We start from the raw sequence: 16,508 nt of genomic DNA, 5'->3' as shown, positions 1-16,508 counted from the left end.
GGAGTAACCATGGTCGCCCTTACCCATGACGTGCCGCGTGATCAGGTGATCGAGACCATCGGCCGCCTGATCGACAACCTGGTCAACATCAAGGATGAGACCGGCGAATTCCTGATGACCCTCGACGACGGCCGGGTCATCGACACCAAGGGCTGGAACGACTGGGAGTGGACCCACGGCGTCGGCCTGTTCGGCCTGTGGCGGCTGTACGAGCAGACCGGCGACGCCGAGGCCCTGAGGGTGATGACCCAGTGGTTCGAGGACCGGTTCGCCCTCGGCACCCCGACCAAGAACATCAACACCATGTCGCCCATGTTGGCGCTGGCGTATCTGTACGAAGAGACGGGCGAGCCTCGCTACCGCCCCTATCTGGAGAGCTGGGCCGAGTTCCTGATGGCCGATGACGGTCTGCCCAAGACCGAGGAAGGCGGCTTTCAGCACATCACCTATGACACGGTGAACTATCAGCAGCTGTGGGACGACACCCTGATGATGTCGGTTCTGCCGCTGACCAAGATCGGGCTCCTGCTGAACCGGCCGTTCTATATCGAGGAAGCCAAGCGACAGTATCTGCTGCACATCAAATATCTGGCGGATCGCAAGACCGGCCTCTGGTACCACGGCTGGACCTTCGACGGTCGGCACAACTTCGCAGGTGCCCTTTGGGCACGCGGTAACTGCTGGGTCACCATCGCCATCCCCGAGTTCATCGAGATGCTGGACCTGCCGCCAGGCGACGCCCTGCGGACCTTCCTGACCGATGCCCTGCTGGCCCAGGTCGAGGCGTTGGCCCGGCATCAGGACGAGAGCGGTCTGTGGCATACCCTGATCAACGACCCGACCAGCTACCTCGAGGCCTCTGCCACGGCCGGCTTCGCCTACGGCATTCTGAAAGCCGTCCGGAAGGGCTATCTGCCGCGCCGGTTCGAGCCAGTCGGGATCAAGGCGGTCAAGGCCGTACTGGCCAACATCGATGACGCCGGCGAGCTCAAGCAGGTCAGCTTCGGCACCCCGATGGGTCACGATATGCAGTTCTACAAGGACATCCCGCTGACCTCCATGCCCTACGGACAGAGCCTGGCCATCGTCGCCCTGACCGAGTTCCTCAGAACCTATCTCTGATCGCTGCCTTCGCGTCGCCCGGCGGAGTCTGCTTGAGGGAGGGGGCGCGCGCCAGCGCGCGAACCGGACCCGTCGCGGCGGGGGCCGACAACCGGCGTTTTCTCGGAACCGGATGGTGAGCCGGTCGGTTTGCCTCAGACACCCCCAACCGACGAGGAAGCGCCATGACCGTCCGCCAGAAGCCGCTCGACCAGCAGACCATCGTTATCACGGGAGCGACCTCCGGCATCGGTCTGGCGACGGCGAAGGCCGCGGCTGAAGCAGGCGCCGCCGTGGTTCTGGTCGCCCGAACCGACGCCGCGCTTGAACAGGTCTCGAGCGAAATCCTCGCCGCGGGCGGCCGCGCCACGACCGTGGTGGCCGACGTGGGCGATGAAGCCCAGGTACAGGCTGTGGTCGATCATGCCGTCGATACCTTTGGGGGCTTCGACACCTGGGTGAACGACGCCGGAGTCGGCATCTATGGCGACATCATGGACCTGCCGTCCGAGGAACATCAGCGCCTGTTCCAGACCAACTACTGGGGCGTGGTTCATGGTTCCAAGGCGGCGGTGCGTCATCTGGAGACCCGCGAGGACGGCGGAACCCTGATCAACGTCGGCTCGATCAACTCGGACTTCGCCATTCCGCTCCTGGGTGCCTACGCCGCCAGCAAGCACGCGGTGAAGGGCTTCACCGACGGGCTGCGGATGGAACTGCGTCATGCCCGCAAGCCGGTCCAGGTCACCCTGGTGAAGCCTTCGGGCATCGGCACGCCCTTCTCGGAACACGCCCGGAACCACACCGAGAACGAGCCCCAGGTAGCCCCGCCGGTCTATGCACCCGAGGTGGTGGCGAAGGCCATCCTGCATGCGGCGACCCACAAGGTCCGCAGCGTGACGGTGGGAGGGGCGGGCCGGATGATGGTGGGAAGCGCCCAGCTGGTGCCGAAGGTCATGGACCGGGTGTTCGGCTGGTCAATGCCGAAGGTGCAGCAGTCCGATGACCCGAAAACGCCCGGAGACAATCTTTTCGAGGGCCGGTCGGAGGGTCGGCTGTACCGCAAAAAGGGCGGGGGACGCCCGTTCAGCGCCTATACCACGGCGGTTCGTCGACCGGCCCTGTCCGCCGGCCTTCTGGGCGTTGCCGCCGTGGGCGCCACGGCCCTGGTTGTTCACGGCCTCCGGCGTCGCCTGCCTGTCTGACCTGCCCCGGGGGCACCCATACCCTGGTCTGAAGGGGCACGGTCTCGCAGCTCGGGTTTGTCCAGGCCTGAACCTCGCATGACAGTCATCGATGCGGGCTTGACTCGGCAGGCCTGAAGAGAGGCATATAGGAGAACATTTCGTGAACACCATGCCCCCATCTGTCCCTCTCCGCCAACTGCGCGCGCATCTGTCTTCTCCGGGTCCGGTCCAGCGGTCCGCAGGTGCTCGGCTGTTCGACATCCCGGCGACAGGGCGCGGGGCCGTCTTTCCCGCCCATGCCGTGCATGAGGTGTATGCCGCTTCGACCCGGCATGGATCGGCGGCGGAGGGCTTTGGTCTGGGGCTGGCGCTTCAGGCGGAGGGGACGCTGGTGTGGATTCACGAGGATCGGGGTCGGCATGAAAGGGGGACCCTTTACGGGAGCGGACTGCGGGAATGGGGGGTGGAGACCAACGCCCTGTTGCTGGTGGGGGTGCCCGATACGGCGGCCTTGCTGGCGGCGGGCGAGGAGGCCCTCCGCAGTGGAGCCCCGGCCGCCGTCCTGATGAGCGGCTGGGGGGAATCCCGGGCCTGGAGCCTGACCGCCAGCCGTCGTCTGGCGCTGGCCGCTGCGGCCGGGCGGACAACGGCGATTTTCGTTCGAACGGGGGCCCAGCCCCAGCCCAGTGCCTCGGACACACGGTGGTCGGTCAGCAGCACACCGTCGAGAGCCCTGGAAGCGGGAGCACCGGGCCGACCGGCCTTTCGGGTGAGTTTGTTGCGGAGCCGGGCGGGAGTGGCTCCGGGTGAGTGGATTATGGAGTGGGATCGTGACACGCGATCGTTTGTCGAACCGAAGACATCTGGCGATCTGGTTTCCGCTCCTGCCCATCGACCGGCTGGGATCCGCGCGGCCTGAGGGACCTTTCTGCCTGATCGAGCGAAAGGCCAACGCCTTGCGACTGGCCGCCGTGGATGCGGAGGGGCTGGCACTCGGCCTTGCGCCCGATATGACCCTGGCGGATGCACGCGCCCAGATTCCCGACCTGGAAGCCTGGCCGCATGACCCGGGCGCGGACAGGGTCTTCCTGGATCACCTGATTGAGGCCTTTGGTCGCTTTTCCCCGATGGTCGCGGGCGATGATCCCCATGGGCTGGTGCTGGATGTCACCGGCTGCGCCCATCTGTTTGGCGGTGAGGCAGGGCTGATGGGGGCCGTCCAGGCACTGTCCAGGCGGCTGGGACTGGGAGCCCGGTGCGCCCTCGCGCGCACGCCGCAGACCGCCCGTGCCCTGGCCCGGTTCGGCCCGGGCGGCATCGCGCCGGAGGGGCAGGACGCGGCCCTTGCACGGCACCTGCCCGTGGCGGCCATGGAACTGGACCCGCGTGACCTTCAGGCCATCCGCAGGGCCGGTCTGAAGACCCTGGGCGATCTGGACGCCCGCCCCCGCGCGCCCCTGGCCGCCCGTTTCGGGGCCGACTTCCCGGATCGGCTGGACCGGCTGATGGGGCGGGTGGATGTGCGCATCACCCCCCACCGTGCGCCGCCGCCGGTCGTCGTCGACCGGGTGCTGGCCGAGCCCATCACCGAAACCGGGGCTGTGCATGCGGTCATCGCCGATCTGCTGGCCGACATGGAGCGTCAGCTGGAGACACGCGGTCTGGGCGCTCGCCGGTTCATTCTCGGCCTTTACCGACTGGACGGTGACATCCGCCGCATCGCGCTTTCCACCGCCCGGCCGGTGCGCGATACGGGGACGGTCCTGCGGCTGTTTCGTGAGCGGCTGGCGGCCTTGGCCCGACCCGTGGATCCGGGATTCGGCTTCGACCATCTGCGCATGGGGGCCGAACAGCTCCAGGTCCTCGGCGCCCGACAATCCGCCTTCGACGAAAGGGGCGATCACAGTCAGGCCCTGGACGCCCTGATCGATCAGCTGAGCGCGCGTCTGGGCCCCGAGGCGGTGGTGCGTGTCACCCCCGTGGCCTCCCACCTGCCGGAGCGGTCCAGCCGGCGGATCCCTGCCCATGCGGCACCGGGTGGTGCCGTCTGGCCCCCGACCGATCCGGAATCTCCGCCGCTGCGGCCGCTTCATCTGTTCGATCCGCCCCAGCCCGTGGAAGCCTTGGCCCTGGCACCGGACAGCCCCCCTGCCCGGTTCCGGTGGCGGCGCGCCACACATCGGGTCATCCGCGCCGAGGGGCCAGAGCGTATCGCGACCGAATGGTGGCGTGCGCCTCGCCACCGGGTGCGGGACTACTACCGGGTCGAGGATGAGGAGGGCCGCCGCTTTTGGCTGTTCCGGGCGGGGGGCTATGGCGAGGATCCACCGCCGCGATGGTATGTGCATGGGCTGTTCGCATGAGCACGCCCGCCTATGCCGAGATGGTCGCGGCCAGCAATTTCTCGTTCCTGCGCGGCGCGTCGCACCCCAAGGATCTGGTTCTGACCGCCATACTGCAGGGCCACACAGGACTGGGGCTGGCGGATCGCAACACCGTCGCGGGCGTCGTGCGGGCCTGGAGCGCGCTCCGGCAGCTGCGCGAACATGGCGGCGCTCCGACCGAGAAAATCCGCACCGGGGGCTCGCCCGGTGAGGTCGCCTACGTCGAATGGGGCGCCGTGCCTCCCGATCTGGCGGAAGTCATCCGGGAACGGGCGCTGGACTTCCGCCTGCTCACCGGCGCGCGGCTGGTGTTCGCGGACGGAACGCCGGACATCGTCGCCTATCCCGAGGACCGGGCCGGATGGGGACGGCTGACGCGGCTGCTGACGCTTGGAAACCGCCGCGCGAAAAAGGGCGACTGTCTCCTTCATCTGAACGATCTGCTGGCTGCCCCCGACGGTCTCATGCTGATCGTCGTCCCCGACCCGGCGCTGGACGGCCTGCCCGAGCTGCTGGGCCGTCTGAACGAGGCTCGGCCGGGCGCGGTCTGGCTGGGGACGGCCATGCATCGGCGCGGGGATGACCGGCGACGGTTGGCGCGCCTGAAAGCCATGGCAGGAACGGCGCATACGCCGCTGCTGGCCCTGAACGACGTCCTCTATCCCTCGGCCGACGAACGGGACCTTCAGGACGTCCTGACCTGCATCCGCGAGGGCGTGCCCATTGATCAGGCGGGCCTGCACCTGCTGGCCAACGCCGAACGCCATCTGAAGTCCCCGGAGGAGATGGCCCGCCTGTTCGCCGACGCCCCGGAGGCCCTGGCGGAGACCCAAACGCTTTTGGCCCGCTCAAATTTCGACCTGGATCAGTTGCGCTATGAATATCCGGAAGAGCCCATCCCACCGGGCCACACCCCCCAGGGCTGGCTGGAGAGCCTGGTGAATCGTCGCCTGCCGGTCCGCTATCCGGACGGAGCGCCCGGCAAGGTCATGGCCCTGATCGACAAGGAGTTGGCCTATATCACCGAACGCCATCTGGCCCCCTATTTCCTGACCATCCATGACCTTGTCCGGGAGGCCGAGAACCGGGGAATCCTGTGTCAGGGGCGAGGCTCCGCGGCCAACTCCGCCGTCTGTTATGTGCTGGGGATCACCAGCGTCGACCCGGTCCACCACGACCTGTTGTTCGAGCGCTTCATGTCGGCGGACCGCAACGAGCCCCCCGACATCGACGTCGATTTCGAGCACGAGCGGCGCGAGGAGATCATCCAGTACATCTATGGGCGCTATGGGCGCGAGCGGGCCGGTATCGCCGCGACCGTGATCCGCTACCGGCCGCGCAGCGCCATCCGCGAGGTCGGCAAGGCCTTGGGCCTGACCGAGGATGTGACCGCTGCTCTTGCCGGCACCCAGTGGGGTAGCTGGGGCACGGCCATTGCCGACGAACGGGTCGAGCAGGCGGGCCTGGACCCCGCCAATCCCATGATCCGCAGGGCCGTGGACATGGCGGGTCGCATCATGGGCTTTCCCCGCCATCTGTCCCAGCACGTCGGAGGATTCATCCTCACCTGCGGGCGGCTGGATGAACTGGTGCCCGTCGGCAATGCGGCCATGGCCGACCGCACCTTCATCGAATGGGACAAGGACGACATCGACGAGCTGGGCCTGATGAAGGTCGATGTGCTGGCGCTCGGCATGCTGACCTGTATCCGCAAGGCCCTCGACCTGATGCGTCTGCATGAGGGCATCGACCACGACCTGGCTACGGTCCCCGCCGAGCAGGCCGATGTCTATGACATGCTGTGCCGGGGCGACTCGATCGGCGTCTTTCAGGTCGAGAGCCGGGCCCAGATCAACATGCTGCCGCGCCTGAGGCCTCGCGCCTTCTATGATCTGGTGATCCAGGTAGCGATCGTGCGACCCGGCCCCATCCAGGGCGACATGGTCCATCCCTATCTGCGCCGTCGGTCGGGGATGGAAGAGGTGGTCTATGCCAGCCCGGCCCCGCCGCATGACCCGGAAGAGCTGAAAAAGGTCCTGCACCGCACCCTCGGTGTGCCCCTGTTCCAGGAACAGGCCATGAAGGTCGCCATGGTCGCCGCCGAGTTCAGCGACCGAGAGGCCAATGGGCTTCGCAAGGCCATGGGTACCTTCCGGGGGGACGGCAACCTGCACACCTATGAGGACCGCATGGTCGGGCGGATGATCGAGCGGGGCTATGATCCGGACTTCGCCCGACGCTGCTTCGAGCAGATCAAGGGCTTCGGCTCCTACGGCTTTCCCGAGAGCCACGCCGCCAGCTTTGCCCGGCTGGTCTATGTCTCCAGCTACATCAAATGCCGGCACCCCGCCGCCTTCGCCGCCGCCCTGCTGAACAGCCAGCCGATGGGCTTCTACGCCCCGGCCCAGATCGTGCGGGATGCGCAGGAACACGGGGTTCGGGTCCATCCGGTCGATGTCAACCATTCGTGCTGGGACAACACGCTGGAGGGCCCGGGGGAGGCCCTGGCCCTGCGGCTGGGCATGCGACAGATCGATGGTTTCCGTCAGGACTGGGCCACGGCCATAGGGGATGCCCGCACCCGTCCGTTCGAAAGTCTCGAGGGTCTGATGCGCCGGGCGCGCCTGCCGGTCGCGGCGGTCCGCAAGCTGGCCGATGCCGATGCCTTCCGCTCGCTCGGCCTCGACCGACGCGAAGCCCTGTGGGAAGCCCGACGCCTGCCGGAGGATGACGCCCTGCCCCTGTTCGCCGCCGCCCATACCCGCGAACTGGGCGAGGAAGCCGACGCCAACCTGCCCCGCATGGCGCTGGGCGAACATGTGGCCGCCGATTACCAGACCACCCGGCTCAGCCTGAAGGCGCATCCCATGGCCATCCTGCGCCCCACATTTGAAGCCGAGGGCCTGCTGACCTGTGCCGCGGTGGAGGCGAAGCGCTCCGGTTCGCGCGTCAGGACCGCCGGGGTCGTGCTCGTGCGCCAGAGGCCCGGCAACGGCAAGGCCATCTTCATCACCCTGGAAGACGAGACCGGCGTCACCAATCTGGTCCTGTGGGTCCGCACCTTCGAGGCCCATCGCCGCATCGTCATGAGCGCACGCCTGCTGGGCGTGGAGGGCGTGGTGGAAAAGAGCGCCGAGGGCGTGGTCCACCTGATGGCCGATCGGCTCCATGACCGTTCCGCCGAGCTAAATCGCCTGTCGCCGGACCACCAGCCTACCCTCCAGCTCTCCGGGGCCGACGAATTCGTCCATCCCCAACATCCCAGAAACCTCCGCATGCTGCCGGGGTCGCGGGACTTTCACTGACCGCAAAGCCCCAATTCTGCGGAACCCCGTGCGGGCGGGCCGGGTTAAGCAAGCCCCGGGAATGTCACGTCGGACAGGAGTCATGGGAAGCCGCAACGAAGACCTGGTTCCGGCGATACCGACGCCCATCATCGACCGCCTTGAGGCGGTGCTTCGGGCCCTGGATGCCAGGGGCCAGAGGATCATTCTGGCGGAGAGCTGTACCGCCGGCATGGTGGCATCGACCATCACCGCCGTCGACAAGTTGGGGCACGTGCTGGAATGCGGCTTTGTCGTCTATTCGGACGAGGCCAAGGCAAGGCTGCTGGGCGTCCCCCGGTCGGTGCTGGCCGACCAGGGGGCCGTCTCGGAAGAGGTCGCCCGCCGGATGGCCGAGGCGGCGCTCGGGAGTGCCGGCGGGGATGTCGCCATCGCCATCACCGGCTTCGCCGGCCCGGCGGGCTCATGCGACGAGGAGGGCCTTGTTCACTTTGCCCTTGCCCGTCCGGGCCACCCCACGGAACACCGTGAGGAGCATTTCGGAGCCCGCGGCACGGCCGGTGTTCGCCTGGCGGCCCTCGGCACCGTGATTGATCTGCTGGAGGCCTCGGGGGTCGGACCCTGAAGCGGGCATCGCACGATACGGCTGGAACCCCTGGCCCCCTGAAGGGTTGGCCTTTGGAGCTTGGCCTTTAGGGGGAAGAGGAGACTCCGATGATCGACAGACCCGCCGTGGCCCTCTGGGCTGTCCGGGCGCTGGGGGCGATTTTCATTCTGGTCGGCCTGCCCCTCGTGATCGGGGGGCTTTGGCTGCTCATCCTCGGCGGCTCCTTCTATTATTTCCCCGCGGGTCTGGCGCTCATCGTGTCCGGGGCCTTTCTGGCCCTCCGGCGACCGCTGGGGGCCTGGATCTACCTCGGCCTGTATGGCGTGACCCTGCTCTGGGCCCTGTGGGAAGTGGGGCTGAACGGCTGGGCGCTGGTGCCCCGCGTGGTCGCGCCGACCGTCCTCCTGATCGGCCTCGTGGCCGTGCTGCCTCTCATCCTGCCCCAAGGCCGATGGGTCGCGATCATCGGAGGGGGAGCGCTGGCCCTGTTCCTGCTGATCGGCGGCACGGTCGTGGCCTTTGCCAACCGGGCCCCCGCGGGTCTGCCCCTGCCCGCCGAAAGCGGCGACATGGGCGAACCGGGCCTGTATCAGACCGGGGCCGACTGGCCGGCCTTCGGCGGCACCCATGCGGCCCGTCGCTATTCGCCGCTGACCCAGATCAACCGAGACAACGTCAAGGAGCTGGAGCGGGTCTGGCTGTTCCACACCGAGGACCTGCCGGAGGAAAAATGGGGGGCCGAGACGACGCCGCTGAAGGTGGGCGATACCCTGTACCTGTGCACGGCGCGCAATCAGCTGATCGCGCTTGACGCCGAGACCGGACAGCAGCGCTGGCGCTATGATCCGCAGGTCTCCGACGACTGGATACCCTATACGGCGGCCTGCCGCGGGGTGGTCTATTACGACACCCGTCGCAGCGCCCCGCCGCAGACCGGGGACGCCGTCCGCGCGCCTGCGGAAGCGGCGAGCCTCCAGGCGCCGACCGAACTCTGCACCACCCGCATCATCGAGGGCACGCTGGACGGTCGACTGATTGCGGTCGATGCCCGCACCGGCCGCCCCTGCCCGGGTTTCGGGCAGAATGGGCAGGTGGATATCAAGCGGGGCATGGGCGACATCATCCCCGGGATGGTGTCGATCACCTCGGCCCCCACCATCGTCCAGGGCGTGATCGTTACCGGCCACCAGGTTCTGGACGGCCAGTACAGGGACGCGCCGTCCGGGGTCATCCAGGGCTTTGACGCCGTGACCGGCGAACTGCGCTGGGCCTGGGACATGGGTCAGCCCGAGCGGGACGGCCTGCCCCCGGAAGGCGAGACCTATACCCGCGGAACCCCCAATATGTGGACCACGGCAAGCGGCGATGAACAGCTCGGCCTGGTCTATCTGCCCATGGCGAACTCCGCCGCCGACTATTACAGCAGCGACCGATCCGAGGCCGAAAACCGCTATTCGACGTCCCTGGTCGCTCTGGATGTCCGGACCGGCAAGCCCGCCTGGTCGTTCCAGACGGTCCGGGTCGATGTGTGGGACTATGACCTCGGCAGCCAGGCGACACTGATCGACTTTCCCACCGATACCGGCACCGTTCCGGCCTTGGTGCTGCCCAGCAAGCAGGGGGACCTCTACATCCTCGACCGCCGAACCGGCGAGCCCCTGGTCGAGGTCGAGGAACGCGCCGTGCCCGTGGGCGGCGTCGAGCCGCAGGACCGCTCACCCACCCAGCCCTTTTCGACCTTCCATACCTTGGCCAGGGACAGGCTGACCGAGAAGGACATGTGGGGCATGTCGCCGATCGACCAGATGATCTGCCGTATCGGTTTTCGTCAGGCGGAGTACGACGGCATCTACACCCCTCCTTCGGCCGAGCGGCGCTGGATTCAGTACCCCGGATACAATGGCGGGTCCGACTGGGGCGGCGTGGCCGTCGACCCCCGAAGGGGCGTGATCATCGCCAACTACAACGACATGCCCAACTACAACCGGCTGGTCCCGCGGGAGGAAGCGAACGAGCGGGGATGGTATCCTCGCGGTCACGAAAAGCTGGAAGAGCAGGGCGAGACGCCGGCCTCGCGCGGTGGCGTGCCCGAGGGCGCGGAAGGGGCGGGCGATCCGCAATGGGGCGTGCCCTATGCCATCGACGTCAACCCCGGCTGGCGGATGGGCTTCACCGGCATGCTCTGCAAGCAACCGCCCTACGGCGGGATCCGGGCGATCGACATTCGCACGGGCCGGACCCTGTGGGACCGTCCGCTGGGACAGGCGCGCAAGAACGGCCCGTTCGGCATCCCGTCCATGCTGCCGATCGACATCGGCACGCCGAACAATGGCGGCGCGGTCGTAACCGCGAGCGGTCTGATCTTTATCGCCGCGGCCACGGATGATCTGATCCGCGCCATCGATATCGAGACCGGCGAAACCGTCTGGACGGACGTCCTGCCCGCCGGCGGACAGGCGGCCCCCATCGTCTATGAGGAGAATGGACGGCAATTCCTGGTGCTGATGACGGGCGGGCATCACTTCATGGAGACACCCCGGGGGGATCAGGTCATTGCCTGGGCCCTGCCGGATCGACGGAACGACGGCAACCGGTGAGGCGCGATAAACCAGGGCAGGCGGACATGATGTGGGGGCAAGGGGATTTTTGATGAACACAGCCTACTGCGGCCCACCTCCCCTGCCGGCCGACCTCTGGACGAGCTTCAACCTCGACCCCGTGCTCCTGATCGGGCTTGTGGCCCTGGGCGTGGCCGTGAGACGTCACCCCCCGGGTCTTCTCGCGGTGGCGGTGCTGGCGATCGCCTTCGTGTCACCGCTCTGCGCCCTGTCGTCCGCACTGTTCTCCGCGCGGGTGGTTCATCACGTGCTCCTGATCGCCGTGGCGGCCCCTCTGCTTGCCCTGGCGTTGCCGGCGCGCCGGACGGGAAGTCTGGCCGTCCCGTTCGCCCTTTCCACCGTGGTGCTCTGGGTCTGGCACCTGCCCGCAGCCTATGACGCCGCCCTGTCGAATGTGCCGCTTTACTGGATCATGCAGCTGACGCTCTTCGGCAGCGCGGTCTGGTTCTGGTGTGCCCTGCTGACGAAGGAGCGCTCGCCGGTGGATCAGTTGGTCTTCGTGGTGGCGGCCTTTGCCCAGATGGGCCTGCTTGGCGCCATTCTGACCTTTGCCTCGACGCCTCTTTACGCAGCCCACGCCGTCGCGCCCCTCACCTGGGGGCTGACGCCGCTTGAGGACCAGGCCCTGGGCGGGCTGATCATGTGGGTTCCAGCGGGGATTCCCTATGCCGTCGCAGCGGCGCTGCTCGCGCGTCGAGGCTGGGGTCGTCTGAGAGAGATCGTGGCATGATCGACTGGATTGCGCCGACCATTCCGCTGTTCAAGGCCGCGCACATCGTCGGTCTGGTGATCTGGATCGGGGGGCTGGCCACCCTGCCGTTGATGCTGACCCGGCACGATCCCGCGGTGTCAGCCGAGGACTACCACCTGATCCGAAAGGCATCGCACCTCACCTATACCATGGGCGTAACGCCCGCTGCCGTGATCGCCGTCATCGCCGGCACCTGGCTGATCTTCATGCGCGAGGTGTTTACGCCCTGGCTGTTCGCGAAGCTGGCCTTCGTGGCCTTGCTGGTGCTCGCCCATGCCTGGATCGGCCATGTGGTCGTAAGGATTGGGGAGGAGCCTTCCGAACACACCCCGCCCCCCGCCTGGCTACCGATCACGGCGGTGGGCCTGCCCACGCTCGCGATCCTTTTTCTGGTGCTGGCCAAGCCGTATCTGGGCTGGATCAGCTTCCCGGCCTGGCTGACGGAAACGCAGGGAGGTCAGCTCTTGTTTGACGTCCCCAGCTGATAGTCGAAGACCAGTTTGCCGCCATGCCAGCCCGTGATCGCCACCATACCGACCGACAGCGCCGACAGGAGAATTCCATAAGGCAGCACCGCGTCCTCATAGCCATACAGCCGATAGCCCCAGTTGGCGCCCAGCAGGGCCAGCAGGGTCACGGCGATGATGAAATGCGTCCAGGCCGGAGCCCGAGCCCGGATGCCCGACACCAGCAGCAGCTCGGCCGTTCCGGAAAAGCCCGCCAGCATGCCGAACAGGAAGCCCGTGCCTGCAGCCCACAGGGCGGCACGCGCCCAGAAGGCGTCGCCGGTCCACCAGTAGAGGGCGTCCGCGCCAAAGGTGCAGAAGGTCAGGGCGATCGGAAAGGCCACGCTCATCGCGTGGATGGGGTGGCCCAGTACCGCGATGCGGGACTCGGTGTTGTCGAAATGAGGCGCCGCCGCGATCGGGTCGATCAGCTCTTCCGCTTCCTGCTCAACGGATTCTCTCGACACGGTGCCTCCCTCTGCCGCTGCCTTCTGGTCTCGACAACGGCGCTGGCGCTCGCCGGTTGCGAAGGCGCGCTGTCGACCGTGGACCCGGCGGGGCCCGCCGCCCGGACCATCGCCACGCTGTGGTGGGTGATGCTCGCTGGCGCGGTGATGATCTTCTCCCTGGTGATGGTGCTGCTCGCGCTCGCGTTTCGCAAGTCCCGTCCCGCCCCGGACGAAGCCCGGCACGAGCGCCTCTGGGTCATCAAGCTGGGTATCGCCTTTCCGGTGGTCGTCCTTCTGGCGCTGCTCGGTTATGGACTGGTCGTCGGGGAGCACCTGCTTCCGCGTCCGGGGCCCGAGGTCGTCGGCGTGGGGGCCGAGGCGCGACGCTCGGCCTGGACCTTCACCTATGCGGATGCACCCGAGCTGACCACCGACAACGTCCTCCACATTCCGGCGGGCCGACCGGTCGATGTCGCCGTCACGACGGCGGATGTCATTCACAGCTTCTGGGTTCCGCGTCTGGCGGGCAAGATCGACGCCATTCCGGGTCATGTGAATGTCCTGCGTATCGAGGCGGATGACCCGGGCGTCTATGCCGGGCTCAGCGCCGAGTTCAGCGGCCCCGGCTATGACCATTTCGCCTTTACCGTCGTCGCCCACGACCCGGAGGGCTGGGAGAATTTCGTGACAGGCCAGGCCCGATGAACACGCTTGAGCGACACCGCAAGCTGACCGCCATCTGGTCGTCGAAGCCCGGCGTGCGGGGCCTGTTCTCGACCGTCAACCACACCGATCTCGGCAAGCTGTTCCTCGGCACGGCCTTCTTCTTCTTTCTTGTGGGCGGCGTGCTGGCGATGCTGATCCGGGCGCAGCTGGCGACCCCGCATTCGGCCTTCGCGGGGCCGGAGATCTACAACCAGATCTTCACCATGCACGGGACCATCATGATGTTCCTGTTCGCGATCCCCACGTTCGAGGGGCTGGCGATCTACCTGCTGCCCAAGCTGCTGGGGACACGCGACCTGGCCTTCCCGCGGCTGACCGCCTACGGCTACTGGTGCTATGTCTTCGGCGGGACCATGCTGCTCGCGTCCATGGTGATGGGCATCGCGCCGGACGGCGGCTGGTTCATGTACCCGCCCCTCACCGGCCCCCTCTTCTCCCCCGGGATCAACACCGACTTCTGGCTGATCGGCATTACCTTCGTCGAGATTTCAGCCATCGCGGCTGCGGTCGAGATCACCGTGTCGATCCTGAAATATCGCGCCCCGGGGATGTCGCTGGCGAAGATGCCGATCTTCGGCTGGTACGCGCTGGTGACCGCCCTGATGATCCTGACCGGATTTCCGCCGCTGATCCTGGGCTCGATCCTGCTGGAAGTGGAACGCGCCTTCGGCCTGCCCTTCTTCCAGGCCGATCTGGGCGGCGACAGCCTGCTGTGGCAGCACCTGTTCTGGCTGTTCGGCCACCCCGAGGTCTACATCATCTTCCTGCCGGCGGCGGGGGTGATCTCGACGGTGCTGCCGGTCATGTGCCGGACGACGATCCTCGGCTACGGCTGGATCGTGGCCTCGGCCGTTGCCCTCGCCTTCCTGTCGTTCGGACTATGGGTGCACCACATGTTCACGACGGGCATTCCGCACATGGGCCTGGCCTTCTTCTCGGCCGCATCCACCCTGGTGGCGGTGCCGACGGGGGTGCAGATCTTCGCCTGGATCGGCACCATGTGGAAGGGGCACCCCCAGTTGCGCCTGCCCATGCTGCACCTGCTGGGCTTCTTCTTCACCTTTGTGATCGGCGGCCTGACGGGGGTCATGGTGGCTGTCGTGCCCTTCGACTGGCAGGCACACGACACCGCCTTCGTCACCGCCCATCTGCACTACGTCCTGTTCGGCGGCTTCGTCTTTCCGATCCTGGCGGGCCTCTATTACTGGCTGCCGCACGTCAGCGGACGCCGGCGCTTTTTCCGCCTCGGCGAACTGGCCTTCGCCCTGATCTTCATCGGCTTTCACGTGACCTTCCTGGCCATGCACTGGGTCGGCTTGCTGGGTCAGCGACGGCGCATCTCCACCTATCTGCCCGAGGACGGCTGGACGACCATCAACCTGATCTCCTCGATCGGCAGCTTCGTGCTGGCGATCGGCATCGCCATGGTCATCATCGATCTGATCCTTCATGCCCGGACCGCCCGGCGCAGCCGGCGCAACCCATGGCAGGCCGGTACGCTCGAGTGGGCGATGATGACCCCGCCGCCCGCCTATAATTTTGCCAGCCTGCCACACGTCACCTCCCGGGATCCCCTCACCGACGATCCGGGCCTGGCCAATCGCCTCGCGCGGGGCGAGGGCTATCTGCCCGAGCCGAAGCAGGGGTGGCGCGAAACCCTGACCGTCGATATCGCGACCGGAAAGCCCGACTTCCACGTCATCTATCCGACCAACACCCGCCTGCCGATCCTGATGGCAGCGGTGACGGGGGTCTTCTTCCTGTCCGTTCTGCTCAAATTCTGGTGGACCGTCCCGATCGCCGTGATCGGCGTCACCCTGCTGGCCTGGCGCTGGGCCTGGTCGCAGGGCCGCAAGCAGGATCTGCCGCCCCAGGCGGTCGGGCGCGGGATCGAGCTGCCGAACGCCACCGGCGTCGACCGCTCACCCAGCTGGTGGGGGTCCGTCTTCCTGTTGACCGCCAACGCCACCTTCTTCGGATCGCTTCTGTTCGGTTTCGCCTTTCTGTGGACGGTGGCCCCGAACTGGCCGCCCCCGGCGTGGTTTACCGCATCCCTGCTCGAGGTGGGGCTGGGCGTCGGAGGGGCCGCGCTGGCAGCGGTAGCCACCCGCCGCGCCACCCGGGCCAATCACAGGGGGGGCGACGTCAGGCGGGCACTGGCCGTGGCCCTTGCGGGCATCCTCGCGGTCGGTATCGCCGCGGGGGCCATTCTCCTGCGCGCGCCGACGCCTGACGCCCATGCCTACGGCGCCACGCTTCTGGTGCTGGGCGGCTACGTGCTGTTTCACGCCGCGCTTTCGGCGGTGATGGTCGCCTTCCTGATGGCCCGTGTCGCGCGGGGTTTCACCTCGCCCGTCCGGCGGGCCGAGTTTCCGGTGGTCAATCTCTGGATTGACTACCTTGCCGTCATTTCAACGCTGGTTCTGATCATGACCCATCTGCCGGCCCTGCTGACATGAAGGATGTTCTGCGAATCCTGATTGCCCCGCTCGTCTGGCTGGCGTCGTTCAGCGCGGTCTATGGCCTGCATGGTCTCATCTGCGGACACGGCATCGGCGGCGAGGTGTTCGGCATGATCTCACTTCAGCGCGTGCTCATGGGAACGGCCTGGCTGGTCGTGCTTGGGATCCAGGTCGGCCTTCTGTGGGCGCTCCATGCCCCGCGTTTCGCCTCGGGATCGTCCTTCGTCACCTTCGCCAGTCGGGCCACCGGATGGACCGGTCTGGTAGCGACGGCCTGGTCCCTGTTCCCGACGGTCACAACCACCTACTGCCTCTGATCCGCAGGAGGAAGCGGCCCTCTTGCGGCCCGCACTGTGAACTCCGCCGACGGCAGTCCCGGCCAGATTAGGCGGAACGGTTCCGGGTCGCAGCGGTTGAGCTTGGGTGTGCGCGC

General features: G+C 67.2%; 13 protein-coding genes. 12 read left to right on the top strand and 1 reads right to left on the bottom strand.

What is annotated here, in order from left to right; translation table 11 throughout:
* Positions 1 to 9: 9 nt before the first annotated feature.
* The 9 genes from IBJ06_RS02500 to IBJ06_RS02460 all read left to right on the top strand — a co-directional run bounded on the left by IBJ06_RS02500 (position 10) and on the right by IBJ06_RS02460 (position 12,417).
* Complete coding sequence (locus IBJ06_RS02500; RefSeq protein WP_292156937.1) at positions 10 to 1,122, top strand: glycoside hydrolase family 88 protein; 1,113 nt, start codon at positions 10 to 12, stop codon at positions 1,120 to 1,122.
* Between the two features lie 164 nt (positions 1,123 to 1,286).
* Positions 1,287 to 2,306: an SDR family oxidoreductase gene (locus IBJ06_RS02495; protein WP_292156936.1), complete on the top strand. Its 1,020-nt coding sequence runs from the start codon at positions 1,287 to 1,289 to the stop codon at positions 2,304 to 2,306.
* 151 nt (positions 2,307 to 2,457) lie between these two features.
* Entirely contained in the window at positions 2,458 to 3,207 is a 750-nt protein-coding gene (locus IBJ06_RS02490) for a hypothetical protein (RefSeq protein ID WP_292156935.1), read from the top strand.
* On the top strand, positions 3,119 to 4,651 hold the full coding sequence (locus tag IBJ06_RS02485; protein ID WP_292156934.1) for a DNA polymerase Y family protein: 1,533 nt from the start codon (positions 3,119 to 3,121) through the stop codon (positions 4,649 to 4,651). The genes IBJ06_RS02490 and IBJ06_RS02485 overlap by 89 nt, the downstream gene beginning before the upstream one ends.
* On the top strand, positions 4,648 to 7,977 hold the full coding sequence (locus IBJ06_RS02480; RefSeq protein WP_292156933.1) for an error-prone DNA polymerase: 3,330 nt from the start codon (positions 4,648 to 4,650) through the stop codon (positions 7,975 to 7,977). Before IBJ06_RS02485 ends, IBJ06_RS02480 begins: the two co-directional genes overlap by 4 nt.
* 82 nt (positions 7,978 to 8,059) lie before the next feature.
* The gene (locus IBJ06_RS02475) at positions 8,060 to 8,581 is read left to right on the top strand and encodes a nicotinamide-nucleotide amidohydrolase family protein (protein ID WP_292156932.1); all 522 of its coding nucleotides are present in this window, start codon (positions 8,060 to 8,062) and stop codon (positions 8,579 to 8,581) included.
* 89 nt (positions 8,582 to 8,670) lie between these two features.
* Entirely contained in the window at positions 8,671 to 11,160 is a 2,490-nt protein-coding gene (locus IBJ06_RS02470) for a membrane-bound PQQ-dependent dehydrogenase, glucose/quinate/shikimate family (protein WP_292156931.1), read from the top strand.
* 52 nt (positions 11,161 to 11,212) lie between these two features.
* Positions 11,213 to 11,911, top strand: coding sequence for a cytochrome c oxidase assembly protein (locus tag IBJ06_RS02465; protein ID WP_292156930.1), 699 nt, complete (start codon positions 11,213 to 11,215; stop codon positions 11,909 to 11,911).
* Positions 11,908 to 12,417 carry a CopD family protein gene (locus tag IBJ06_RS02460; protein WP_292156929.1) on the top strand — a complete coding sequence of 170 codons (510 nt, stop codon included), beginning with the start codon at positions 11,908 to 11,910 and terminating at the stop codon, positions 12,415 to 12,417. Before IBJ06_RS02465 ends, IBJ06_RS02460 begins: the two co-directional genes overlap by 4 nt.
* Here IBJ06_RS02460 and IBJ06_RS02455 read toward each other — a convergent pair.
* Positions 12,390 to 12,905 carry a DUF2231 domain-containing protein gene (locus IBJ06_RS02455; protein WP_292156928.1) on the bottom strand — a complete coding sequence of 172 codons (516 nt, stop codon included), beginning with the start codon at positions 12,903 to 12,905 and terminating at the stop codon, positions 12,390 to 12,392. The two genes, IBJ06_RS02460 and IBJ06_RS02455, sit on opposite strands and share 28 nt — an antisense overlap.
* Before the next feature lie 78 nt (positions 12,906 to 12,983).
* Between IBJ06_RS02455 and IBJ06_RS02450 the strand changes: the two genes are divergently transcribed.
* From IBJ06_RS02450 to IBJ06_RS02440, 3 genes are read left to right on the top strand one after another with little or no spacing between them, the layout of a single operon-like run.
* Positions 12,984 to 13,592 carry a cytochrome B gene (locus IBJ06_RS02450; RefSeq protein ID WP_292156927.1) on the top strand — a complete coding sequence of 203 codons (609 nt, stop codon included), beginning with the start codon at positions 12,984 to 12,986 and terminating at the stop codon, positions 13,590 to 13,592.
* On the top strand, positions 13,589 to 16,072 hold the full coding sequence (ctaD, locus tag IBJ06_RS02445) for a cytochrome c oxidase subunit I (protein ID WP_292156926.1): 2,484 nt from the start codon (positions 13,589 to 13,591) through the stop codon (positions 16,070 to 16,072). Before IBJ06_RS02450 ends, ctaD begins: the two co-directional genes overlap by 4 nt.
* Complete coding sequence (locus IBJ06_RS02440) at positions 16,069 to 16,392, top strand: hypothetical protein (protein WP_292156925.1); 324 nt, start codon at positions 16,069 to 16,071, stop codon at positions 16,390 to 16,392. Before ctaD ends, IBJ06_RS02440 begins: the two co-directional genes overlap by 4 nt.
* Positions 16,393 to 16,508 lie beyond the last annotated feature (116 nt).

The sequence above is a fragment of the Brevundimonas sp. genome (assembly GCF_016742135.1).
Classification (GTDB): domain Bacteria; phylum Pseudomonadota; class Alphaproteobacteria; order Caulobacterales; family Caulobacteraceae; genus Brevundimonas.
Note: the sequence above shows the minus strand (reverse complement) of the source record. Positions and strands in the feature narration are given on the sequence as shown.

Bases quoted from the DNA above. Each gene is read 5' to 3' on its own strand.
- IBJ06_RS02500 (WP_292156937.1), top strand. From the start codon at position 10: ATGGTCGCCCTTACCCATGACGTGCCGCGTGATCAGGTGATCGAGACC.
- IBJ06_RS02465 (WP_292156930.1), top strand. From the start codon at position 11,213: ATGAACACAGCCTACTGCGGCCCACCTCCCCTGCCGGCCGACCTCTGG.
- ctaD (WP_292156926.1), top strand. From the start codon at position 13,589: ATGAACACGCTTGAGCGACACCGCAAGCTGACCGCCATCTGGTCGTCG.
- IBJ06_RS02460 (WP_292156929.1), top strand. From the start codon at position 11,908: ATGATCGACTGGATTGCGCCGACCATTCCGCTGTTCAAGGCCGCGCAC.
- IBJ06_RS02480 (WP_292156933.1), top strand. From the start codon at position 4,648: ATGAGCACGCCCGCCTATGCCGAGATGGTCGCGGCCAGCAATTTCTCG.
- IBJ06_RS02440 (WP_292156925.1), top strand. From the start codon at position 16,069: ATGAAGGATGTTCTGCGAATCCTGATTGCCCCGCTCGTCTGGCTGGCG.
- IBJ06_RS02495 (WP_292156936.1), top strand. From the start codon at position 1,287: ATGACCGTCCGCCAGAAGCCGCTCGACCAGCAGACCATCGTTATCACG.
- IBJ06_RS02475 (WP_292156932.1), top strand. From the start codon at position 8,060: ATGGGAAGCCGCAACGAAGACCTGGTTCCGGCGATACCGACGCCCATC.
- IBJ06_RS02490 (WP_292156935.1), top strand. From the start codon at position 2,458: ATGCCCCCATCTGTCCCTCTCCGCCAACTGCGCGCGCATCTGTCTTCT.
- IBJ06_RS02470 (WP_292156931.1), top strand. From the start codon at position 8,671: ATGATCGACAGACCCGCCGTGGCCCTCTGGGCTGTCCGGGCGCTGGGG.